At 69.8% G+C, this 21,677-nt stretch carries 19 protein-coding genes; 10 read left to right on the top strand and 9 right to left on the bottom strand.

Going from position 1 to position 21,677, the window contains the following annotated elements:
* Positions 1–22 precede the first annotated feature (22 nt).
* From rhaI to FVQ89_RS05960, 5 genes are all read left to right on the top strand, one after another.
* On the top strand, positions 23–1,189 hold the full coding sequence (gene rhaI / locus FVQ89_RS05980; RefSeq protein ID WP_147900946.1) for an L-rhamnose isomerase: 1,167 nt from the start codon (positions 23–25) through the stop codon (positions 1,187–1,189).
* A gap of 16 nt (positions 1,190–1,205) precedes the next feature.
* Entirely contained in the window at positions 1,206–1,538 is a 333-nt protein-coding gene (locus FVQ89_RS05975; protein ID WP_147900945.1) for an L-rhamnose mutarotase, read from the top strand.
* 194 nt (positions 1,539–1,732) lie between these two features.
* A complete protein-coding gene (locus FVQ89_RS05970; RefSeq protein ID WP_147900944.1) occupies positions 1,733–3,772 on the top strand; it encodes a bifunctional aldolase/short-chain dehydrogenase in 2,040 nt (679 codons plus the stop codon).
* Complete coding sequence (locus tag FVQ89_RS05965; protein ID WP_147900943.1) at positions 3,769–5,190, top strand: rhamnulokinase family protein; 1,422 nt, start codon at positions 3,769–3,771, stop codon at positions 5,188–5,190. Before FVQ89_RS05970 ends, FVQ89_RS05965 begins: the two co-directional genes overlap by 4 nt.
* Positions 5,191–5,240: 50 nt before the next feature.
* The gene (locus FVQ89_RS05960) at positions 5,241–6,509 is read left to right on the top strand and encodes an amylo-alpha-1,6-glucosidase (protein ID WP_147900942.1); all 1,269 of its coding nucleotides are present in this window, start codon (positions 5,241–5,243) and stop codon (positions 6,507–6,509) included.
* A 12-nt stretch (positions 6,510–6,521) separates the two neighbouring features.
* Here FVQ89_RS05960 and FVQ89_RS05955 read toward each other — a convergent pair whose 3' ends face one another.
* Positions 6,522–7,541, bottom strand: coding sequence for a LacI family DNA-binding transcriptional regulator (locus FVQ89_RS05955; protein WP_222706041.1), 1,020 nt, complete (start codon positions 7,539–7,541; stop codon positions 6,522–6,524).
* A gap of 96 nt (positions 7,542–7,637) precedes the next feature.
* Between FVQ89_RS05955 and FVQ89_RS05950 the strand changes: the two genes are divergently transcribed.
* Positions 7,638–8,525 (top strand): SMP-30/gluconolactonase/LRE family protein, encoded by an 888-nt coding sequence (locus tag FVQ89_RS05950; protein WP_147900941.1) that lies wholly within the window; start codon positions 7,638–7,640, stop codon positions 8,523–8,525.
* A 47-nt stretch (positions 8,526–8,572) separates the two neighbouring features.
* On the opposite strand, the gene FVQ89_RS05945 is transcribed toward FVQ89_RS05950, so the two are convergent.
* Positions 8,573–8,980: a carboxymuconolactone decarboxylase family protein gene (locus FVQ89_RS05945; RefSeq protein ID WP_147900940.1), complete on the bottom strand. Its 408-nt coding sequence runs from the start codon at positions 8,978–8,980 to the stop codon at positions 8,573–8,575.
* Between the two features lie 11 nt (positions 8,981–8,991).
* Positions 8,992–9,759 (bottom strand): SDR family NAD(P)-dependent oxidoreductase, encoded by a 768-nt coding sequence (locus FVQ89_RS05940; protein WP_147900939.1) that lies wholly within the window; start codon positions 9,757–9,759, stop codon positions 8,992–8,994.
* 335 nt (positions 9,760–10,094) lie between these two features.
* Between FVQ89_RS05940 and FVQ89_RS05935 the strand changes: the two genes are divergently transcribed.
* The 3 genes from FVQ89_RS05935 to FVQ89_RS05925 all read left to right on the top strand — a co-directional run bounded on the left by FVQ89_RS05935 (position 10,095) and on the right by FVQ89_RS05925 (position 13,317).
* Complete coding sequence (locus FVQ89_RS05935; protein ID WP_147900938.1) at positions 10,095–11,420, top strand: ABC transporter substrate-binding protein; 1,326 nt, start codon at positions 10,095–10,097, stop codon at positions 11,418–11,420.
* Positions 11,421–11,510: 90 nt separating this feature from the next.
* Complete coding sequence (locus FVQ89_RS05930) at positions 11,511–12,395, top strand: carbohydrate ABC transporter permease (RefSeq protein ID WP_147900937.1); 885 nt, start codon at positions 11,511–11,513, stop codon at positions 12,393–12,395.
* Positions 12,396–12,405: 10 nt separating this feature from the next.
* Positions 12,406–13,317: a carbohydrate ABC transporter permease gene (locus FVQ89_RS05925; RefSeq protein WP_147900936.1), complete on the top strand. Its 912-nt coding sequence runs from the start codon at positions 12,406–12,408 to the stop codon at positions 13,315–13,317.
* 58 nt (positions 13,318–13,375) lie between these two features.
* Here the strand turns inward: FVQ89_RS05925 and FVQ89_RS05920 are convergent, their stop codons facing one another.
* From FVQ89_RS05920 to FVQ89_RS05900, 5 genes are read right to left on the bottom strand one after another with little or no spacing between them, the layout of a single operon-like run.
* Positions 13,376–14,908 (bottom strand): DUF5060 domain-containing protein, encoded by a 1,533-nt coding sequence (locus FVQ89_RS05920; RefSeq protein WP_255513450.1) that lies wholly within the window; start codon positions 14,906–14,908, stop codon positions 13,376–13,378.
* On the bottom strand, positions 14,905–15,888 hold the full coding sequence (locus FVQ89_RS05915; protein WP_222706040.1) for an aldo/keto reductase: 984 nt from the start codon (positions 15,886–15,888) through the stop codon (positions 14,905–14,907). Before FVQ89_RS05915 ends, FVQ89_RS05920 begins: the two co-directional genes overlap by 4 nt.
* Positions 15,885–16,763 carry an aldo/keto reductase gene (locus tag FVQ89_RS05910; protein ID WP_147900934.1) on the bottom strand — a complete coding sequence of 293 codons (879 nt, stop codon included), beginning with the start codon at positions 16,761–16,763 and terminating at the stop codon, positions 15,885–15,887. Before FVQ89_RS05910 ends, FVQ89_RS05915 begins: the two co-directional genes overlap by 4 nt.
* A gap of 11 nt (positions 16,764–16,774) precedes the next feature.
* Positions 16,775–17,629 (bottom strand): NAD(P)-dependent oxidoreductase, encoded by an 855-nt coding sequence (locus FVQ89_RS05905; protein ID WP_147900933.1) that lies wholly within the window; start codon positions 17,627–17,629, stop codon positions 16,775–16,777.
* A gap of 5 nt (positions 17,630–17,634) precedes the next feature.
* A complete protein-coding gene (locus FVQ89_RS05900) occupies positions 17,635–18,009 on the bottom strand; it encodes a cupin domain-containing protein (protein WP_187264924.1) in 375 nt (124 codons plus the stop codon).
* Between the two features lie 132 nt (positions 18,010–18,141).
* Between FVQ89_RS05900 and FVQ89_RS05895 the strand changes: the two genes are divergently transcribed.
* Positions 18,142–20,715: a glycoside hydrolase family 78 protein gene (locus FVQ89_RS05895; RefSeq protein ID WP_147900931.1), complete on the top strand. Its 2,574-nt coding sequence runs from the start codon at positions 18,142–18,144 to the stop codon at positions 20,713–20,715.
* Positions 20,716–20,805: 90 nt separating this feature from the next.
* Here FVQ89_RS05895 and FVQ89_RS05890 read toward each other — a convergent pair whose 3' ends face one another.
* Complete coding sequence (locus FVQ89_RS05890; protein ID WP_222706039.1) at positions 20,806–21,675, bottom strand: phosphogluconate dehydrogenase C-terminal domain-containing protein; 870 nt, start codon at positions 21,673–21,675, stop codon at positions 20,806–20,808.
* Between the last annotated feature and the right edge of the window lie 2 nt (positions 21,676–21,677).

The following is a 21,677-nucleotide window of genomic DNA, read 5'->3' as shown; positions in this document are numbered from 1 at the left end:
ACGACGAGACAAGCAGGGAAACATGACCGACCTCACCGCGATCGCGCCGCTCCTCGAGGAGCAGGCCATCGAACTCCCCTCCTGGGCCTTCGGCAACTCCGGAACCCGCTTCAAGGTGTTCGCCCAGCCCGGCGTGCCGCGTGACCCCTACGAGAAGATCGCGGATGCCGCCCAGGTGCATCGGCACACCGGCCTCGCGCCGACCGTCGCGCTGCACATCCCGTGGGACAAGGTCGACAGCTACGCCGACCTCCGCCGCCACGCCGACGAGCACGGGGTCGCGCTCGGCACGATCAACTCGAACACCTTCCAGGACGACGACTACAAGCTCGGCTCGGTCACGCACTCCGACGATCGCATCCGCCAGAAGGCGATCGACCACCACTACGAGTGCATCGACATCATGGGCGAGACCGGCAGCCGCGACCTCAAGATCTGGCTCGCCGACGGCACCAACTACCCCGGCCAGGACGACATGCGCGGACGACAGGACCGCCTCGCCGACTCGCTCCAGAAGATCTACGACCGGATCGGCCCCGACCAGCGTCTCGTGCTCGAGTACAAGTTCTTCGAGCCGTCGTTCTACCACACCGATGTTCCCGACTGGGGCACCTCGTACGCACAGGTCGCAGCCCTCGGCGACCGCGCCATGGTGTGCCTCGACACCGGCCACCACGCCCCCGGCACGAACATCGAGTTCATCGTCATGCAGCTGCTGCGCCTCGGGAAGCTCGGCTCGTTCGACTTCAACTCGCGCTTCTACGCCGACGACGACCTCATCGTGGGCGCCGCGGATCCGTTCCAGCTGTTCCGCATCCTCGTGGAGGTCGTGCGCGGAGGCGGCTACGGCACCGACTCGGATGTGGCGTTCATGCTCGACCAGTGCCACAACATCGAGGACAAGATCCCCGGGCAGATCCGCAGCGTGCTCAACGTGCAGGAGATGACCGCGCGCGCGCTGCTCATCGACCGCGACGCGCTCACCGCGGCGCAGCGTTCGGGCGACGTGCTCGCGGCGAACGAGATCCTCATGGACGCCTTCTACACCGACGTTCGCCCGGCCCTCGCGGCCTACCGCGAGGCGAAGGGCCTGCCGGCGGACCCGATGGCGGCGTATGCGGCATCCGGCTACGCGGCGAGCATCGTCGAGGGCCGCGTCGGCGGCGCGCAGGCCGGCTGGGGCGCCTGAGGCGCGGGCGCATCCGATGGAGCGCGTCTGCTTCCAGCTGCAGGTGAAGCCTGGGCGGATGGCGGAGTACGTCGAGCGGCACCGGGCCGTGTGGCCCGAGATGCTGCAGGCGATCGCGGATGCCGGGCGCCGCAACTACTCGCTCTTCCTCCGGGACGACGGGCTGCTCATCGGCTACTACGAGACCGACGACGACGCGGCGTCCGCGGCGGCCCTGGCAACCGATCCGCGAACCGCCGCGTGGGAGGCCGAGGCGGCGGACTTCTTCGTGGCGCTCCCCGGCGCGCGCCCCGACCAGGGCGCCCCGCGCCTCGCCGAGGTGTTCCACCTCGAGGACCAGCTCCCCTGAGCTCCCGCGCCCTCTCGGCTCCGTGAGAGTACGCACTTCTGCGGCCCGCGGCGCGTGAGAGTACGCAGAAGTGCGTACTCTCACGGGGCCGAGGGCTCGCCGTTGGGCGGTTGCGCGTCGAGGTGGGGGTCGGTAGGATTTGAAACGATTCACAGGACGCACCGCGCCCGCGACCCAGAGGACGAGAAACTCCCATGACGAAGAAGTCGCCCGCCGCCGAGCTCATCGAGCGCAGCAATCGGCTCGGCTCCGATCCGAAGATCACCAACTACGCGGGCGGCAACACCTCCGCGAAGGGCACGGCGATCGACCCGGTGACCGGAGACGACGTCGAGCTGCTGTGGGTGAAGGGCTCCGGAGGCGACCTCGGCACGCTCACCGAGGCGGGTCTCGCGGTGCTGCGACTCGACCGCCTCCGCGCGATGGTCGACGTCTACCCCGGCGTCGAGCGCGAGGACGAGATGGTCGCCGCCTTCGCCTACACGCTGCACGGGACCGGCGGCGCGGCACCCTCGATCGACACCGCGATGCACGGCCTCGTCGACGCCGCCCACGTGGACCACCTGCACCCGGATGCCGGCATCGCCTTCGCCACCGCGAAGGACGGCGAGAAGCTCACCAAGAAGGCCTTCGGCGACAAGGTCGTGTGGGTGCCGTGGCGCCGCCCCGGGTTCCAGCTCGGACTCGACATCGCCGAGATCAAGCGCGCCAACCCGAAGGCGATCGGATGCATCCTCGGCGGGCACGGCATCACGGCCTGGGGCGACACGAGCGCGGAGGCCGAGAAGAACAGCCGCTGGATCATCGACACCGCCCAGGACTACATCGACCGCAAGGGAAAGAAGACCCCGTTCGGCGCGACGGTGAAGAAGAACCAGGCACTGCCCGATGAGGAGCGCCGCGCGAAAGCCGCCGCCCTCGCCCCCACCATCCGCGGACTCGCCTCGCACGACAAGCCGATGGTCGGCCACTTCACCGACGACCCGCGCGTGCTCGAGTTCCTCGCCTCGAAGAAGGCCCCCGCGCTCGCGGCGCTCGGCACGAGCTGCCCCGACCACTTCCTGCGCACGAAGGTCAAGCCGCTGCTGCTCGACCTGCCCGCCAACGCATCCGTCGAGGAGTCGATCGCGCGCCTCGCCGAGCTGCACGAGGCCTACCGCGCCGACTACACCGCGTACTACGAGGCGCACGCCGACGCCGACTCCCCCGCCATGCGCGGCGCGGACCCCGCGATCGTCCTCGTCCCCGGGGTCGGGATGTTCAGCTTCGGCGCGAACAAGCAGACCGCGCGCGTCGCGGGCGAGTTCTACCTCAACGCGATCAACGTCATGCGCGGCGCAGAGGCGATCTCGAGCTACACGCCCATCTCGGATGCCGAGAAGTTCCGCATCGAGTACTGGGCACTCGAAGAGGCGAAGCTGCAGCGAATGCCGAAGCCGAAGTCGCACGCGACGCGCGTCGCCTTCGTGACGGGCGCCGCGTCCGGCATCGGGAAGGCCATCGCCACCCGCCTCGCCGCGGACGGCGCGTGCGTCGTGATCGCGGACCTCGACCTCGCGAAGGCCCAGGCGGCCGCCGCCGAGCTCGGCTCCACCGACGTCGCGATCGGCGTGCAGGTCGACGTCACCGATTCGGCACAGGTGGAGCGCGCGCTCGACGAGGCGATCCTCGCGTTCGGCGGGGTCGACCTCGTCGTGAACAACGCGGGCGTCTCGCTCTCGAAGCCGCTGCTCGAGACCACCGAGAAGGACTGGGACTTCCAGCACGACATCATGGCGAAGGGCTCGTTCCTCGTCGCGAAGGCGGCGGCGAAAGCGCTTATCGCGCAGGGCCTCGGCGGCGACATCGTCTACATCGCCTCCAAGAACTCGGTCTTCGCCGGCCCGAACAACATCGCCTACTCGGCGACGAAGGCCGACCAGGCGCACCAGGTGCGACTGCTCGCGGTCGAGCTCGGCGAGCACGGCGTGCGGGTGAACGGCATCAACCCGGACGGCGTGGTGCGCGGGTCCGGCATCTTCGCCTCCGGATGGGGCGCCAACCGCGCGAAGACCTACGGGATCGAGGAGGACGACCTCGGCAAGTTCTACGCGCAGCGCACGATCCTGAAGCGCGAGGTGCTGCCCGAGAACGTCGCCAACGCGGTCGCCGCGATCACCGGTCCCGACTTCTCCCACACGACGGGGCTGCACATCCCCGTCGACGCGGGCGTCGCCGCCGCGTTCCTGCGATGAGCCCCGCACGCGTCGGCACCGCCGCCGCGGTCGACCTGGGCGCGACGAGCGGCCGGGTGATGCTCGGACACCTAGGCTCCGACGGCCTCCGACTCGAGGAGGTCGCGCGCTTCCCGAACTCGCCGGTGCGCACGCCCGACGGCCTGCACTGGAGCGTCACCGAGCTCTACCGCAACGTCGTCGAGGGTCTCGCCGAGGCGGTGCGGCGCGCGCCCGAGCTGACCTCGATCGGCATCGACTCGTGGGCGGTCGACTACGCGCTGCTGCGTGACGGACGGATGCTGGGCGAGCCCTACTCCTACCGCGACGAGCGCAACCTCGCGGCGGTCGAGGTGGTGCACGCGCGCGTCTCCGCCGCCGAGCTCTACGCCCGCAACGGCCTGCAGCACCTCCCGTTCAACACCCTGTTCCAGCTCACCGCCGACCGCCTCGCCGGCACCCTCGACGACGCCGACTCGTTCCTGCTGCTGCCCGACCTGCTCGCATTCTGGCTCACCGGACGCAGCGTCGCGGAGCGCACGAACGCCTCCACCACCGGCCTCGTCGAGGTGTCGAGCGGCGAGTGGGATACCTCCCTCATGGAGCTCCTCGATCTGCCACCCGCTCTCGCTCGCGGGCTCGTGGACCCCGGCACCGTGCTCGGTCCGCTGCTCCCCACGGCCCGCCGCGGCACCGGCAGCTCGGATGCGCTCGTCACGACCGTCGGATCACACGACACGGCGAGCGCGGTCGTCGCGGTGCCGTCGACGGATCGCGACGTCGCCTACATCTCGAGCGGCACCTGGTCGCTCGTCGGCGTCGAGCTCGACCGCCCCGTGCTCGGAGAGGCGAGCCGTCTCGCCGGGTTCACGAACGAGGGCGGCGTGGACGGGCGGGTGCGGTACCTGCACAACGTGATGGGGCTGTGGCTGCTGTCCGAGTCGGTGCGCGACTGGGAGCGCTCGGGCGAGCGCGTGGATCTCGGCGAGCTCCTCGCCGCCGCCGAGCAGGTGGAGGGCGAGGTGCCCGTGTTCGACGCCGACGACCCCGTGTTCCTTGCTCCGGGTGGCATGCCGGATCGCATCGCCGCCTGGTTCGCGGAGCGCGGCATGCGTGCCCCCGCGTCCCGCGCGGAGCTCACGCGCTCCATCCTCGAGAGCCTCGCGGAGGCGTACGCGGCGACGCTGCGTCGCGCGTCCGAGCTCTCGGGGGTCGACATCCGCACCGTGCACCTCGTGGGCGGCGGATCGCAGAATGCGCTGTTGTGCCGGCTCACCGCGCGGGCGACGGGGCTACCCGTCGTCGCGGGCCCCGTGGAGGCGACCGCGATCGGCAACGTGCTCGTGCAGGCGCGCGCGCACGGGCTCGTGTCGGGCGATCTCGAGGCGCTGCGGGCGCTCGTGATCCGGGACTTCCCCGTCACGCGCTACCTCCCCTGATTGAAACGTGTCAAAATAGGTGCGGGCCCGGTGGCCCGGAACCTGGAGCGATGATGCTGGACCGCTGGACCCGACTGCTCGAGAGCCACATCCGCGAGAACGCCGTTCAGATGACGCGCGAACCCGCGGGGCAGCTCACCCATCCGTATACGGTGCCGAGCAGCCCGAACTCCCCCTACTACTCCGACGCCCTCTGGGACTGGGACTCCTGGTCGATCAGCATCGTGCTGGGGCAGGTGGAGGCCGACACCGACCAGCGGGGCCGGTTCTTCGACTACGAGGCGGGCTCGATCCGCAACTTCCTCGACCACACCGACGCCGACGGCGTCATGCCCGTGCAGATGCGCCCCGAGCGCACCCTCATCCACGGCGACGCGACCCGCGCGGGCGGGTTCGCCGAGAACATGCACAAGCCGGTGCTCGCCCAGCACGCCGCGCTCCTCACTCAGCGCAGCGGCGACGCGTCCTGGATCCGCGAGGGCATGCCCGCGATCGAGCGCTTCCTCGACCGCTACCTCGAGAGCCACGTGCACCCTGCGACGGGGCTCGCCTACTGGCAGACCGACTTCGCGATCGGCGTCGACAACGACCCGTCCGTCTACTTCCGTCCGCCGCGCAGCACCGCGGCCGTCTACCTCAACAGCCTGCTCTACCGCGAGCTGCTCGCCTACGGCTACCTGCTCGAAGAGCTCGACGACCTGCCCGCCGCGAACCGCTGGCGCGGGCGCGCGCGCGACCTCGCGGATGCCATGAACGCGCACCTCTGGGACGAGCGGGACGGCACCTTCTACAGCGCCGACATCGGCCTGCGCGATATCGACCCCGAGGACTGGCTGCACCGCGGGGCGCCCCGCCGGTGGTCGTCGCTCATCATGCGCATCGACAACTGGTCGAGCTTCCTGCCCATGTGGGCCGGTCTCGCCTCGGCCGAGCAGGCGGAGCGGATGGTGGAGCGCCTGCGCGATCCCCGCACCTTCGCGGCCCGCTACGGGATCCGCACCCTCTCCCGGCTCGAGAAGCAGTACGACCTGCGCGCCTCGAACAACCCGTCGAACTGGCTCGGGCCCATCTGGGGCATGTCGAACTACATGGTCTTCCGGGGTCTCGTGAAGTACGGATACGACGACGACGCGCGCCGCATCGCCGAGCAGACCATCGAGCTCTTCGGCCGCGACCTCGAGACTTCGGGATCGCTGCACGAGTACTACCACCCCGACAGCGGCGAACCGATCATGACGAAGGGTTTCCAGAACTGGAACTTCCTCGTGCTCAACATGATCGCGCACCTCGAGGGGCGCCCCATGTCGGCCGAGTTCTGATCCGCTCCGGGCTCAGCCGCGCGGCACGAACCCCTCGGAGCTGCGCCGGACGACGAGCGTCGGCTCGTACACGCGGTGCGGGTCCTCGACGACGCCGTTCTGGATCAGCTCCACGAGCAGATCGAGCGCGGCACTGCCGAAGTCGGCGTGGCGACCGCGTACCGAGCTGAGCGGGATCAGCGAGGCCTCGCCGAACTCGATGTCGTCGTAGCCCACCATCGCGAGCTCTTCGGGCACGCGCACGCCTGCGTCCACGAAGACCTGCAGCATGCCGAGAGCGAGCAGGTCGTTGGCGGCGAAGATGCCCTCGGGACGCAGCTCGGGCGGGCGCTCGAGCAGCGCCTGCGCGGCGGCGCGACCTCCGCGGAGGGTGCGGTCGGTGGCGTTCACCACCTCGAGGGTCGCGGTACCCGCCTCACGCACCGCGTCGCTCGCGCCGGTCAGGCGGTCGCCGATCTGCTTGATGCCGAGCGGGCCACCGACGAATGCGATCCGGCGGCATCCGATCGCGAGCAGGTGCGCTGCCGCCTGGTGGCCGCCGGACACGTCGTCGAGCGAGACCGAGGGCTGCTCCTCGGAGACTCCAGCCTGGCCGACGAGCACCGACGGGGTGCCGCGCTGCCGGCTGCGCGCCAGGCGGTCCTCGATGGGCTCGTGCGAGGCGACCAGCAGCCCTTGCACCTGATGCTGCTCGAACAGAGCCAGATAGGCGTCCTCCCGCTCGCGGCTGCGATGCGAGTTCGCGATGAAGACCGTGAGTCCCTGCTCCGAGGCGCGCCGCTCGACATCCTCGGCGATCTCGGCGAAGAACGGGTTCGACACGTCCGGCGCGATGTACGCCACCGCACGGCTCGTGCCGAGACGCAGCTGGCGCCCGGCGTTGTTGGGCACGAATCCGAGGGTCTCGATCGCGGCGCGGATGCGCTCCGCCTTCTCGGCCGAGACCTTGTCGGGGTGATTCAGGTAGTGCGAGACGGTGCCGACGGCGACGCCCGCCAGACCCGCGACCTCGCGAATACCGGCTCGTGCCATCGTGTCCTCCTCCGTCGAGCGACCCGGCACGACCATATCGGACACGCACGGATGGGCGACGTTCGATCGTAACGTTTCAAATGCCATGCTGGTGAGATGGCTTCGCTCATCGCCGACGACTCCCGCCTCCAGCTTCTGACCACCGGATACGAGTGGGTGGAGGGGCCCGCATGGATCGCCGCGACGGGGCGGCTGCGGTTCAGCAGCATCCCCGCATCCGAGGTGCTCGAGTACGACGCCGCGAGCGGTGAGGTGCACATGCACGACGCGGACGCCGAGTACGCGAACGGACGGACCGTCGACGCGGACGGGCGCGTCGTGCAGTGCTCGCACGGCCGCCGGCGCGTGGAGCGCGAGGAAGCGGATGGCCGCCTCGTGGGTCTCGCGGACCGCTGGGCGGGCGGGCGGTTCAACTCGCCGAACGACGTGGTCGTCGCATCCGACGGGGCGGTCTGGTTCACCGACCCGCCCTACGGCATCCACGAGAGCGGACGCGAGGGGCACCCGGGCGAGCAGGAGTACGGCGCGTGCTACGTGTTCCGGATCGACCCCGCGACGGGCGAGGCGGAGCCCGTGATCACCGACATGGTCCACCCGAACGGGCTCGCGTTCTCGCCCGACGAGAGCGTGCTGTACGTCGCCGACACCGGGTTCCTCTGGGCGGATGCGCCGCGCGAGATCCGCGCCTACGACGTGGACGGATGGGCGTGCACGGGAGGCAGGCGGTTCGCGGTCGTGCCGGTGGGGGCGTCCGACGGGTTCCGCGTCGACGAGGAGGGGCGCATCTGGACCTCCGCGGGCGACGGGGTCTACGTCTACTCCCCCGGCGGCGAGCTGCTCGAGCACGTGCCGGTGCCCGAGACCGTCTCGAACGTCGCATTCGGTGGCGAGGACGGCCGCGACCTCTACATCACGGCGACCACGAGCCTCTACCGGGTGCGCACGACGACCCGGCAGGCGCCTCGCCCCGCGTTCCGCGGCTGAGCCGCAGCCGGTCGCTCAGTCCCTCAGTCCCTCAGTCCCTCGGTCCCTCAGTCGCTCGGGCCGAGGGGCTCGGGCAGCTCGACGCCGAGCTCGACGAGCTGGTCGGTGACGACCTTGATCGCGTTGAGCGCCTTCGGGAAACCCGCATACTGCACAACGTGGATCACGGCCTCGAGGATCTCCTCGGCCGTGCATCCGGCGCGGATCGCGCCCTTCGTGTGACCGCGCAGCTGCGGCTCGAGCCCGCCGATGGTCACGAGCGAGGCGAGCGTCAACAGCTCGCGCTGGGCGATGGTGAGCCCGGGGCGCGAGTAGATGTCGCCGAAGTTGAACTCGATGCCGAGGCGCGCGAGATCCTGCGCACGCCCGCGCTGCATCGCGACGAGCCCCTCGGATGCCGACGGCCCGTAGACCTCGTCGAACCAGTGCTTGCCGTGGTCGAGACGTTCCGACATGGCAGCTCCTCTCAGATGGAATGGCCGCCGTCGAGCGGCAGGATGACGCCGGTCACGTTGCGCGCGGCCGGGGAGACGAGGAAGAGGATCGCGTCGGCGAGGTGCGCGGGGTCGCCGAGCAGCCGGGTCGGGATCTGGTCGAGGAGCGCGGCGCGCTGCTCGGGAGTGTCGCGGTCTCGACCGGGGGTCGCCTGCGCGCCGGGGGCGATCGCGTTGACCGTGACGCCGCGGTCGGCGACCTCGATCGCGAGCGACTTCGTGAGGCCCACGACGCCGGCCTTGGCGGTGGCGTAGGCGGTCGCGTTCCGCACGAGCCGTCCCCCCGAGATCGCCGCGATGGAGGCGATGTTGAGGATGCGACCGTGGCCGCGCTCCAGCATGCCCGGCAGCACCGCGCGGGTCACGTGGAAGACGGAGTCGAGGTTGCGCGCCATCTGGGTGCGCCAGGTCGCGGCATCCATCTCGGCGAACGGGGCGACCGCTCCACCGCCCGCGGCGTTCACGAGGATGTCGATGCCGCGCTCGGTCTGCACGGCGCCGAGCGCCTCCTGCACGGCGTCGAAGTCGGTGAGGTCGACCGCGACCGATTCGACCACGCGGCCCGAGTCGGCGAAGGATGCGGCGAGTGTCGCGGCGCGCTCGCCGTCGAGGTCGACCACGACGACGTCTGCACCGGCACCTACGAGTCGATCGACGATGACGCTGCCGAGGGCTCCCGCTCCTCCCGTCACAAGGGCCCGGCTGCCGAGCAGCGGGCGGTCAGAGGTCGGTCCGGTCATTCGTCTCTCCTTCGAGTGCGCAATCGAAACGTTTCAAAGTGTACCTCGCACATGGGCGAGCACACGCGGGCAGGGCGCGTGGATCTCCGCCGAGCCCGTGCGATCTCGCGTCAGTCGCCCCTCATGCGTCACGTTAGCCTGGAACACGGTGGATTCTCAGTCATCGTCGGCTTGTGACGTTTCAGTGCAGTCGGCGTCGACGCGCCGTCGCATCGGGGGTGACACCGCGTGACAACCGCTTTCTCGGGCCGCATGCGTCTTGACACCCCCGGGAAGCGAAGTTAGCATCCCCATTGAAACGTCTCAATTGGGGCGTCGCACTTCAAGGAGGAAATGTGACCACAGCACGTCAGCGACGCCTCGGGCGTCGCTCCCTCGCCCTCGCCGCGACCGCGACGTCGGCGCTGCTGCTCGCCGCGTGTGCGGCCGGCCCGACGGAGCCGCCCGCGGAGGGCACCGACCCGGAGAAGCTCGAATACCTCGTCAACGTCGAGAACGGCAACATCCCGCCCGTGCTCGAGGACATGTCGACCGGCGTCTGCTCGGCCGAGAACGAGGACCTCCCGCTCGAGATCAACTCGATCCCGCAGGCGGACCTCGACGGCCAGATCCAGCTGCTCGTCGGCCAGGACGCCCTGCCGGCCATGTTCGCCGCCGGTGGAACCCCCGCCGAGGGCGCGAAGCTCTGGAACGCCGGCAAGCTCGTCGACTTCGACGAGGCGCTCGACGAGCTCGGTGTGCTCGACCAGATCGAGCCGGCCGCGATCTCGACCATCAAGCAGCTCTACGGCGGCGCGTTCAGCTTCCTGCCGTTCCAGTACAACATCGAGGGCATCTTCTACAACAAGGCGCTCTTCGCGGAGTACGGCATCGAGGAGCCCCAGACCTGGGACGAGCTGCTCGCGGCGTCCGCCACGTTCAAGGAGAACGGCATCATCCCGCTGACCGCCTCCGGTGAGCAGGGCTGGCCGATCACGCGACTGCTCAGCGGATACATCTTCCGCTCGCTCGGACCGGACGCGCTGCAGAAGGTGGCCGACGGCGAGGCGAAGCTGACCGACGAGGGCTACGTCGAGGCCGCTCAGGCGATCGCCGACCTCGGCGCGTCGGGCTACCTCAACGACAACATCGCCTCGCTCGACTACGACGGCGCGCAGAACGAGTTCCTCAACGGCAACGCGGCCATGTTCTACATGGGCACGTGGGCGCTGACGGCCGTCAACAACCCGGAGGCGAACAAGATCGGCGTCGAGAACGTCGGCTTCATGCCGTTCCCGGGTGTCGAGGGCGGCGCGGGTGACATCTCGCAGTACCCCTCGAACGTCGGACTCCCGTCGACCTTCGGCTCGGCGACCTTCGGACCCAAGGTGCAGGCGTGGACCAAGTGCATCACCGAGAACTTCGGTGAGATGTCGCTCGTGGACCAGAACACCATCTCGGGCTTCAAGGTCTCGGACGAGGTCTGGGCCGAGCAGCCGCAGCTGACGCAGGACGTGCACGAGCGCATCGCATCGAGCACGCAGAGCGTCCTGTGGTTCGAGGCGCTGTTCAACGCCAAGGCCGGTCAGGACTCGTCGAAGAACGTTCCGCTGCTCGTCACCGGGCAGATGAGCCCCGAGGAGTTCATGCAGCTTCTGCAGACCGACCTCGACGCGGGCTGATCCCGTCCGCATAGATTCACGGGTGGCGGGGAGTCGCTTCGGCTCCCCGCCACCACCCGCCACCCGCCACCCCCGTCAGAAAGCCCGCTCATGAAGTCCGTCCTCGGAGACCGTCGCGCGATCGCGATCCTCCTCGGCCCGGCCCTCGCCGTGTACACGCTCGTGATGGTCGTGCCGGTGTTCTGGTCGTTCGGCTACACATTCGTCAAAGGCAACCCGCTCGAGGGGTTCCGATTCGCCGGGATCGACAACTTCGTCCGGCTCTTCTCGGACCCCGACATCGGCGCCGCCCTCGGCTTCACCATCAAGTACGCCCTCATCATGACGATCGGGCAGGTGGCCGTCGGCTACGCCCTGTCGCTCTTCTACATCTTCGTGCTGCGCCGCTTCACCTCGGCGCTCATCCGCACGCTCGTCTTCTTCCCCGTGGTCGTGCCGACCGTCGCGATCGCACTGCTCTACCAGAAGATCTTCCAGTCGGCCCCGCGCGACGGCATCGTCAACGAGTTGCTCGTGAACGTCGGGCTCGGAAGCGTCGACTGGCTCGGCCAGTCCGACACGGCGTTCATCGTGATCATCATCATGGACCTCTGGCGGTCCGTCGGCTTCTACGCCGTACTGCTGTTCGCCGGCCTGCTCGACATCCCCGACGACATCATCGAGTCGGCGCGCATCGACGGCGCACGGCACTGGTCGCTGTTCCGGCACATCATCCTGCCGCTCTCGCTGCCGATCCTTCTCGCGGCGACGATCTTCTCGATCAACGGCACGATCAAGGTGTTCGACTCGGTGCTCGCCCTCACCGGCGGCGGACCGGGCAACAGCACCACCCCGCTCACGATGTACATGTGGCGCACCGCGTTCGCCTTCAGCGACTACGGATACGGCTCGACGATCGCGCTGCTGCTCACGATCATGTGCTTCCTCGTGACCCTGTTCATCTTCCGCTCCGCGCGACGCGACAACACCGTCTGAGGTATCGACCATGACCGCGCTCATCGCAGAAAACGTCTCAACGCAGGCACCCGCCCCCGCCCCGCGTCCGCAGCTCCGCCGACGCCGGAGCACCCGCTACTACCTCGGCCGCATCCCCGTGGCTCTGGCGATCGTCGTCATCCTGGTCATCGAGATCTACCCGCTGTTCTGGATGTTCATGAACTCGCTGAAGTCGAGCCAGGAGTTCATCAGCGCCCCCTCGTGGTGGCTGCCGCAGGAGTGGAAGTGGGAGAACTACGCATCCGCGTGGGAGCAGGGCAACCTCGCGACCACCGTGCGCAACAGCCTCCTCGCCACGGTCCCGTCGCTCGCGCTCATCATCGTGCTCGGCGTCGCCGCCGGCTTCGCGCTCGAGATCATGGTCTGGAAGGGCCGCGGCACGGTGCTGCTCGCGATCCTCGCCGGCATCATGGTGCCGGGGCAGATGATCCTGCTGCCGCTCTTCACGATCTACTTCAACCTGCACCTCACGGGCACGCTCTGGCCGCTCATCATCACCTACGTCGGGCACGGATTGCCATTGACGATCTTCATGATGGCGACCTACTTCCGCGCCATCCCGCGCGAGATCTTCGAGGCGTCGACGATCGACGGAGCGTCGATCCTGCGCTCCTTCTTCTCGATCGGGTTCCCGATGGTGCGCAACGCCGTGTTCACGGTGGCGCTCGTGCAGTTCTTCCTCATCTGGAACGACCTGCTCTTCGCGATCACCTTCGCCAACCGCCGCGACCTCAACACGGTGCAGGCGGGTCTGCTCAACTTCAGCGGGGAGTACGGCCAGCTCGACTACGGTCCGCTGTTCGCGGCGATCTGCATCACGGTCGGCGGCATCCTCGCGCTCTACCTCTTCCTCAACCAGCGGATCATGCAAGGCCTCGCGGCGGGCGCGGTCAAGGGGTGATTCGCTGCCGGCGTGCCGGGCACCACTGAGCGGGCGCCCGGTACGCCGGATCTGCGTGTCAGCCGATGCGGCGGATGCGCAGGGCGATCGCCTCGCCCTCGGGCAGCGGCACCGTAACGGGAGCCGTCGCGAAGTTGCGGTGCACCTCGGCGAGCGCGAACTCGGCGACGTTCTCGGCGACCGTCATGTTCCAGGTGTCGATGACGTCGACCGCGAACCGGTCGCCCACCTCGAGGCGCTCCCCCACGACGCCCTGCGGCAGTTCCGCATCCCACGATGCGGGGGCCGAGGTGCCGAGGTAGCGCAGGTAGTGCCGCCGCGGGATGCCGACCGTCGAGGTCTCATCCCACCACTTGTCGATCGGGTCGAGACCCGCGCCGTCGACCTCGTCGAGGATGCGACGCAGGAACCCCAGCCGGCCGGGGCTCTCGCCGCGGAACGCGCCGCCGACCACGATGTGCAGCGATCCGTTCTCGTCGAGGAAGCTCTCGCCGTGCGAGGCGTACGTGCCGTCGCACGTGGCGAGCCAGAACCGATGCACGAGCTGACGAGCGGTGAGGTCACCCCAGCGCTCGGCGGTGTTGCCCTCGTACTGGATCTCGTCGAGCATGATCGGCTTGCGGTAGGCGTCGCGGTAGATGAGCGCGCGCCCCCGCTCCGCGACCGCCCATCCGTTCTGGATGGAGGCGTGGGTGACCCAGGGCTTGTTGTAGTCGTAGAGGCGGATCCAGTTGTGGATCGACCGCAGGCGTCCGTACGGGTCGATGCGCACAAGCTGCTGGAACACGCGATCCCAGCGTTCTTCGGGACGCTCGAGCTGGTCGTACTCGTTCGCGAGCGACCACCAGACGTTCCGGTAGGCGGCGAGGCGCGCGACCAGGTGGTCGAGGTAGACCGCGTCCTCGTCCTCACTCAACCGGTCGAGGCCGAACTGCCCGCCGTCGTAGGGGTGATACAGGATCACGTCGGCCTCGATGCCGCGTTCGAGAAGACCGCGCACGGCCGACTCTACGGCGCGGAAGAACTCCGGATCGGGGCGCTCGACATCCCAGCTGCCGTCATCGCGCCGGGCGAACGGGAAGCGTGGTGGCACGTATTCGACGTGCGCCCCGCCCTGCGGGAACACCAGGAAGCGGAGCTTGTCGAAGCCCGCGTCGGCTACCGCGTCGAGCGTCTGCGCCACGAGCGCGTCGGGCTGGTGGATCCAGTTGTAGACGGTGGCGCCGACCGGGCGATACGGGGTGCCGTCGGCGTGGGCGAAGTGGTACATCGCGGCCACCTGCACCGGGCCGTGATTGTCGGCCGAGGGCCCCACCGCGTCGAACACCCCCGCGATGCCGTCGAGTTCGGCCGCATCGCTCGCGGTGCGGTAGCTCCAGGTGCCCGCCTCGGGCGGTGAGAAGCGGACGGCATACCGGTTCGCGCCATCCCAGAACCCCGGGACCTCGATCCGGGTCGCACCGCTCTCGAACACGGCGCTGAGGTGCGCCCGCGTGGTCGGCTCGGTGCCGTCCGGGCCGTCGAGTTCGAGCTCGGCGACCCCCCAGCGCTCGATGGGTGCGTCGGGGTGGAGGTCGTTGCGCAGGGTCACTGGATTCCTTCGGGGATGATCCCGCCGATGAGGGCGTAGTCGGATCGGTCGAGCTCGAGAGTCGCGGCGTCGATCCAGCCGTCGATCTGCGCGGGGGTGCGGGCGCCGACGATCGCACCGGTGACGCCTCGGAATCCGAGGGTCCAGGCCACGGCGACAGCCGCCTGCGTCACTTCGTGCCGGTCGGCGACCTCCGCCATCGCGCGTCCGATCGCGAGATTCGCGTCGAGGCGCTCCGTGAAGTCGGGGCTTGCGCGGCGCCAGTCGTCGTCGGGCAGCGCCGCCACACGAGCGGCGTCGAACGCGCCCGTGAGCAGGCCCGAGCCCATCGGGCTGTAGACGATCACGCCGGTGTCGTGGGAGGCGCACCAGTCGAGCAGACCGTCGTCGGAGCTCGCGGGGCGGATGGCCGAGAACGGCGGCTGGAGGGTGTCGACGTGAGCGATCGCCTCGGCGGCATCGAGCGCGTCGATCCCGTGGTTCGAGAGCCCGATCGCGCGCACCTTGCCGGCATCGCGCAGTTCGGCGAACACCTGCCAGTACTCCTCGACGGGCGTGCCGTCCTCCGCGGGCCAGTGCATCTGGAACAGGTCGATGCGGTCCACGCCGAGCCGCCGGAGCGACGCCTCAACGCCCTCTCGCAGCGCTCGGGGGTCGCCACGACGAGCAGCCCGCTGCAGGGGGTGGGCGTCGTCCCAGACGAGCCCTCCCTTGGTGAACACGTGCGGGCGATCCCCCTCGGGGATGTCGCGCAGCGCGCGGCCGACGATCTCCTCCGAGTGGCCGAGCCCGTAGACGGCGGCCGTGTCGACCCAGTTGAGCCCTGCGTCGACGGCGGCGCGGATCGTGGCGACCGAGGCGTCGTCGTCCTGTGCTCCCCATCCGAAGCTCCAGCCGCCACCCCCGATCGCCCAGGCGCCGAGCCCGGTGCGGGTGATCTGCATGCCGGTCGTTCCGAGCGGCCTGGTGGGCAGGGTCATCGCTCCTCCTCCGGGACGGATGCCGAGAGCTCGGCGATCTCATCCGCGTCGAGGCGCAGCTCGAGCGCCGCGACCGATCGGGCGACGCTTTCGGGCCGTGACGCGCCGGGGATCGGGATCACGGCGTCCGAGAGCGAGAGCTCCCAGGCGAGCGCCACCTGCTGCGGGCTCGCGTCGTGCCGCTCTCCGATCCGCGCGAAGGCGGGCACGCGACCGCCGAGACCCGCGGTTCCGCGGATCCCGCCGAGAGGGCTCCACGCGAGGAAGGCGAGACCGAGCTCGGTGCAGAGCTCCAGCTCCGCGAGGCTCGTGCGAAACACCGGCGAGAACTGGTTCTGCACCGACACCAGGCCGTCGCCGACGATCTCGCGGGCGAGCCGGATCTGCTCGGGGTTCGCGTTCGAGATCCCGGCCATCTGGATGAGGCCCTCGTCGAGCAGGGTGCGCAACGCCCCGAGGGTGTCGGCGTAGGGCACTTTCGGGTCGGGCCGGTGGTGCTGGTACAGGCCGATCGAATCGACGCCGAGGCGTGTGAGCGAGGCACGAGCGGCGCTCGCGATGTAGGCGGGGTCGCCGTCATGGGTCCAGGTGCCATCGCCCGGGCGCTTGCTGCCGCCCTTGGTCGCGACGAGCACGTGGTCGGTCGATCCCCCGTAGCTCGCGAGGGCCTCGGCGATCAGCAGCTCGTTGTGCCCCACCTCTCCCGCGTCGCGGTGATAGGCGTCGGCCGTGTCGATGAGGGTCAGCCCGGCGTCGAGGGCGGCATGGATCGTGGCGATCGAGCGTTCGCGGTCCGGCCTCCCCTCGATCGACATCGGCATCCCGCCGAGTCCGATCGCGCTGACGTGTCGTTCTCCGATGCGCCGCTCGCGCATGATCCTCCTTCTCAGCCGCGCTCGGCGCGCAGCTCGGTCCTCCAGTCGTACGCGGCGCGGAAGCCGAGCACGTCGTGTGCCTTCGTGGTCGAGAGCAGCGAGTCCCGCGCGCCGAGGTCGCCGCGGATCTCGATCCCCGGGAACCAGCGCTCGGCGAGTTCGGGCGACGGGATATCCACGCCGCTGTCGGGTGCGGCCGCGACGTAGGTCTCGAACCCGGGACGAGCGTGTGCGAGTGCGAGGGCGACGAGCTGGGCGCCGTCGCGCGCGTCGATGTAGGAGCCGAGCAGGTCGCGGCGGTATGCGGGGTCGCTCGCGCGCTCGAAGGTTCCGTACTCGCCGACGCCGACGACATTCGTGAACCGCAGTGCCGTGAGCGAGAGCTCGGGATCCCACCGCACGAGCTCGGTCGCCATGGTCTCTTCGAGCACCTTGCCGAGGCCGTAGGTGTTGTACGAGGCCGTGTAGCCCTCGTCGACCGGCAGGTAGGGCGGGGCGTCGTCGAAGGGGAAGCCCATCGCGGTGATGCTCGAGGCCGTGACGATCGTGCGGATGCCGGCGCGCCGGGCCGCGAAGAGCACGTTGAACGTTGCGGTGAGGTTGTTGTGGAAGGTCGTGACGTCGGGAACGAGGCCGTTGACCGGGATCGCGGCGAGATGCACGAGAGCGTCGAGGCCGGTGTGGCGCGCGGTGACGCCGAGCAGAGCGTCGAGTGTCTGGCCGTAGTCCAGCAGGTCGACGCGGGTGAACCCGGGACCCGGGGTGCCCGTCAGATCGAATCCGAGCACCTCGTGCCCGTCTGCCACGAGACGGTCCACGGTGGCGCGTCCGAGCTTTCCGGAGCTTCCGGTGATGGCGATGCGCATGCGGATCAGTCTTCCAGCGGTGCGAGGGCCGCGACCGGGTGACCCTCGGCGTCGGCGGGGTCGGAGTGCTGGTGGCCGGTGGCTCCGCCCGGGGTCTGCAGCTCGGTGAAGAAGCCGACGAGCTCCTCGCTCACGGCGACGATGTCGTGCGGCACGCCCGCGGGGAACAGGACGATGTCGCCCGCGTTGACGCGGCAGCGCTCCCCCTCGATCTCGATGAGCGCAGCCCCGGCGGAGATGTGCCAGAGCTCTTCGCCGTCATGGTGGTGCCGGTCGAAGCGGTCGCCCGGGCGGATGCGGATGCGGCCGGCTCCCGCGACGGCGCTGCCGTCGGGTCGCGTGCCGGGGTTGACCCAGCTGCCTGTCGGGTAGATCGGCATGGCTCCTCCGTCGCCTCGTCGGGACCCGCCCATCATAGCCGGAATTGAAACGTGTCAAGTTCCGGTTCCCTTGTGTGTAAAGCGTGAGGTAGCATCCGTTTGAAACGTGTCAGCCCCAGAGACGAGGTACAGATGCCGGTCGAGCCGTCCGCTCCGACGATCGAGCACCATCGCGATCCGTTCGGCATCGGAGAGGCCGCACCCCGCATCTCCTGGAAGGTGACGGGCGACCCCGCCTGGCGCGCATCCGACTCCGAGATCCGCATCGTGCGTGACGAGGCGACATGCATCTACCGCACCGGATCCGCCGAGCAGCTGCTCATCCCCTGGCCCGACGCACCCCTCCGCTCCCGAGAGCGCGCCGAGGTGTCGGTGCGGGTGCGGGGGCAGGACGGCGCGTGGAGCGACTGGAGCGCCCCGACGCGCCTTGAGGCGGGCCTCCTCGATCCGGCCGACTGGGTCGCCGTACCCGTCGGCGGCAGCTGGAAAGAGACGCCCGACGCCGATGACCGGCGCCCCGCGCTCGTGCGGCGGGAGTTCGAGGTGGGCGAGGACCTCGTCGCCGCGCGCCTCTACGTGACCGCGCACGGACTCTACGAGGTCGAGCTCGACGGCGAGCGCGTCGGCGCCGAAGCCCTCGCCCCCGGGTGGACCGTCTACCCGCAGCGTCTCGTCTACACGACCTACGACGTCGGAGACCGCCTGCGTCCGGGTCGCCACGCGCTCGGAGCCTGGCTCGGGGACGGCTGGTACCGCGGACGCCTCGGATGGCGTGGCGGATTCCGCAACCTCTTCGGCTCGGACCAGTCGCTCATCGCCCAGCTCGAGCTGCGCTACGCCGACGGCCGCACCGAGACGGTCGCGACCGACGGCAACTGGAAGGCCAATACCGGCCCCATCATCGAGAGCGGGATCTACGACGGCGAGCACTACGACGCCCGACTCGAGCAGGCCGGATGGTCCGCCCCCGGATTCGACGACGCCGGGTGGACTCCCGTCGCGCGCCACAAGCGCGACACGGCGACCCTCGTCGCCCCCGTCGGCCCGCCGATCCGGTGCACCCAGGAGGTCACGCCCGTCGCGGTGATCCGCACCCCCTCGGGGCGCGCCGTGCTCGACCTCGGGCAGAACCTCGTGGGTCGCCTGCGCATCCGCGTGCAGGGTGCCGCGGGCACACGCGTCACCATCCGCACCGCCGAGGTGCTGCAAGAGGGCGAGATCTACACGCGCCCCCTGCGCGACGCGAAGTCCACCGACAGCTACACGCTCGCCGGACGCGACGAGCCCGAGGAGTGGGAGCCCCGCTTCACGTTCCACGGCTTCCGCTACGCCGAGATCGACGGCTGGCCCGGCGACCTCGAGCAGGCCGTCGCGGCAGGTGACGTGGTGGCCCGGGTGTACCACAGCGACTTCGAGCGCACGGGCTGGTTCGCGAGCTCCGACGCCGAGCTCGACCGCTTCCACGAGAACGTCGTGTGGGGAATGCGGGGCAACTTCGTGGGCGTTCCGACCGACTGCCCCCAGCGCGACGAGCGGATGGGGTGGACCGGCGACCTGCAGGTCTTCGCTCCCACCGCATCCTTCCTCTTCGACGTCTCGGGGATGCTCGACGGCTGGCTCGCCGACGTGATGGCCGAACAGCTGCCCGACGGCACGGTGCCCTGGTACGTGCCCGTGATCCCCGCACACCACATGTGGACCCCGATCCGCCCGGGCGCCGCGTGGGGCGACGTGATCGCCTTCACGCCCTGGACGCTCTTCGAGCGCTACGCGGACCGCGGGCTGCTTGAGCGCACGTTCGAGTCGGCCCGGCGCTGGGTCGACCTGCAGACGCGTCTCTCGGGACCCGACCGCCTGTGGGACGACGGCTTCCAGTTGGGCGACTGGCTCGACCCCGACGCGCCCCCGCAGGACCCGGCGGACGCCAAGACCGATCGCTACATCGTCGCGACGGCATACTTCGCCGCGTCGGCGCAGCGGGTCGCCTGGATCGCTGAGCAGATCGGACGCGACGAGGAGGCGGCGCACTACGCCGGCCTCGCCACCGAGGTGCGGGCCGCGTTCGTGAACGCCTACGTCGGCCACGACGGCCGCATGACGAGCGATGCCCAGACGGCGTACGCTCTCGCCCTCGACTTCGACCTGCTTCCCGAGGAGCTCCGCGCCCCGGCGGGCGAACGCCTCGCCGAGCTGGTCGCCGAGGCCGGCAACCGGATCTCAACCGGCTTCGTCGGCACCCCTCTCCTCACGGATGCGCTGACCGACACCGGTCACCTCGGCTCCGCCTACGACCTGCTGCTCGAACGCGGCTGCCCCTCGTGGCTGTACGCGGTCACGATGGGCGCGACGACCGTGTGGGAGCGCTGGGATGCGATGCTCCCCGACGGCACGGTGAACTCCGGCACGATGACCTCGTTCAACCACTACGCCCTCGGTGCGGTGGCCGACTGGATGCACCGCACGGTCGCCGGGATCGCGCCCGCCGAGCCGGGGTACCGCCGCATCCGCTTCGAGCCGCGTCCCGGTGGCGGTCTCACGCACGCGTCAGCGGCGCACGAAACCCCGTACGGGCGCGCGTCGATCGCCTGGCGCCTCGTGGACGGTGCGCTGGAGGTCGACGTCGAGGTGCCCCTCGGCACGACCGCCGAGCTCGTGCTCCCGGGATCCGCCCCGCAGCACCTCACCCCCGGCCGCCACAAGCTCTAGCCCCGCCCTCCCCTGAGGGGTCGCAAACTGCTCGAGACACGGCGTGTTTCGAGCAGTTTGCGACCCCTCAGGGAGAGGGAAGGGTGCGCGTCAGCGCTCGATGTGGTCGAGATGCAGCATGCGAGCGAGGTTGCGGTCGAGCTCCTCATCCTCGAAGACGCGCTTCCAGTCGGGCTTCACGATCATCTCGCGGCCGTAGTCCATCGCGATGAGGCACGCGTCGCTGAAGGGGTTGTCGCCCTTCAGGGTGTTCGCGAGCGCCACCTGGGTGTGGCCCAGCAGGATCGCGCGCGCGGCGGGCTCCGGGATCCCGATCTTCACGGCCTCGTCGAGCGACTCCTTGAGGAGCGCACCGACCATGCACGCGATCGTCTCGACGAGCGTCGGCTCGAGCTGCGCGAGCTGCTTCACGGTCACCCAGTGCACGTCGATCACGGGCGCGAAGATCGCGCGCACGACCGTCTCGACACGGGCCTGAACCGCCGGGTCATCCGACTCCACGGCCGCGATCGCATCCTGCTTCGCCGCGATGCCGCCGAAGGTGTCGGCGTACTCCTCGGGCGTGTGACGCTCGACGAACACCGACGGATGGCACGGGTGGGTGACCGCCTGCACGACGTCGTCGCTGCGGGTGAGGAGCCCGGCGTACGCGGCGGCCGGATCGAGGGTGAGCAGCACGGCGCCCCGCTTCATCTGCGGCACGACCTCCGCCGAGACCGCCTGCAGCGCGAGGTCGGGCACCGCGAGGATCACGACATCGGCACCCGCGACGGCATCCGGGGTGGAGGTCAGCTCGCGACCGGCGGCCGTGACGCGCTCCTGCCCGGCAGGTGAGTTCTCGGAGTAGCGGACGTCGTGCGCTGTCTTCACGAGGTTGTTGGACACGCGCATGCCCATCTTGCCCCCCGCGCCGATGACGGCGATGGCGATGGTGTCGGGGGTGGCCAGGGTGTCGGTCACGG

Origin of the sequence: Homoserinibacter sp. GY 40078, from assembly GCF_008017545.1 — a bacterium.
Taxonomy (GTDB): Bacteria; Actinomycetota; Actinomycetes; order Actinomycetales; family Microbacteriaceae; genus Homoserinibacter.
The sequence above is the reverse complement of the archived record's forward strand: the minus strand, read 5'-3'. Positions and strand labels throughout refer to the sequence as shown.

Coding starts and splice junctions, on each gene's coding strand:
- FVQ89_RS05900 (WP_187264924.1), bottom strand. CDS start 18,009: ATGCCGATCTACCCGACAGGCAGCTGGGTCAACCCCGGCACGCGACCC.
- FVQ89_RS05905 (WP_147900933.1), bottom strand. CDS start 17,629: ATGCGCATCGCCATCACCGGAAGCTCCGGAAAGCTCGGACGCGCCACC.
- FVQ89_RS05970 (WP_147900944.1), top strand. CDS start 1,733: ATGACGAAGAAGTCGCCCGCCGCCGAGCTCATCGAGCGCAGCAATCGG.
- FVQ89_RS05950 (WP_147900941.1), top strand. CDS start 7,638: ATGGCTTCGCTCATCGCCGACGACTCCCGCCTCCAGCTTCTGACCACC.
- FVQ89_RS05960 (WP_147900942.1), top strand. CDS start 5,241: ATGATGCTGGACCGCTGGACCCGACTGCTCGAGAGCCACATCCGCGAG.
- rhaI (WP_147900946.1), top strand. CDS start 23: ATGACCGACCTCACCGCGATCGCGCCGCTCCTCGAGGAGCAGGCCATC.
- FVQ89_RS05930 (WP_147900937.1), top strand. CDS start 11,511: ATGAAGTCCGTCCTCGGAGACCGTCGCGCGATCGCGATCCTCCTCGGC.
- FVQ89_RS05975 (WP_147900945.1), top strand. CDS start 1,206: ATGGAGCGCGTCTGCTTCCAGCTGCAGGTGAAGCCTGGGCGGATGGCG.
- FVQ89_RS05925 (WP_147900936.1), top strand. CDS start 12,406: ATGACCGCGCTCATCGCAGAAAACGTCTCAACGCAGGCACCCGCCCCC.
- FVQ89_RS05940 (WP_147900939.1), bottom strand. CDS start 9,759: ATGACCGGACCGACCTCTGACCGCCCGCTGCTCGGCAGCCGGGCCCTT.
- FVQ89_RS05965 (WP_147900943.1), top strand. CDS start 3,769: ATGAGCCCCGCACGCGTCGGCACCGCCGCCGCGGTCGACCTGGGCGCG.
- FVQ89_RS05915 (WP_222706040.1), bottom strand. CDS start 15,888: ATGACCCTGCCCACCAGGCCGCTCGGAACGACCGGCATGCAGATCACC.
- FVQ89_RS05955 (WP_222706041.1), bottom strand. CDS start 7,541: ATGGCACGAGCCGGTATTCGCGAGGTCGCGGGTCTGGCGGGCGTCGCC.
- FVQ89_RS05945 (WP_147900940.1), bottom strand. CDS start 8,980: ATGTCGGAACGTCTCGACCACGGCAAGCACTGGTTCGACGAGGTCTAC.
- FVQ89_RS05910 (WP_147900934.1), bottom strand. CDS start 16,763: ATGCGCGAGCGGCGCATCGGAGAACGACACGTCAGCGCGATCGGACTC.
- FVQ89_RS05895 (WP_147900931.1), top strand. CDS start 18,142: ATGCCGGTCGAGCCGTCCGCTCCGACGATCGAGCACCATCGCGATCCG.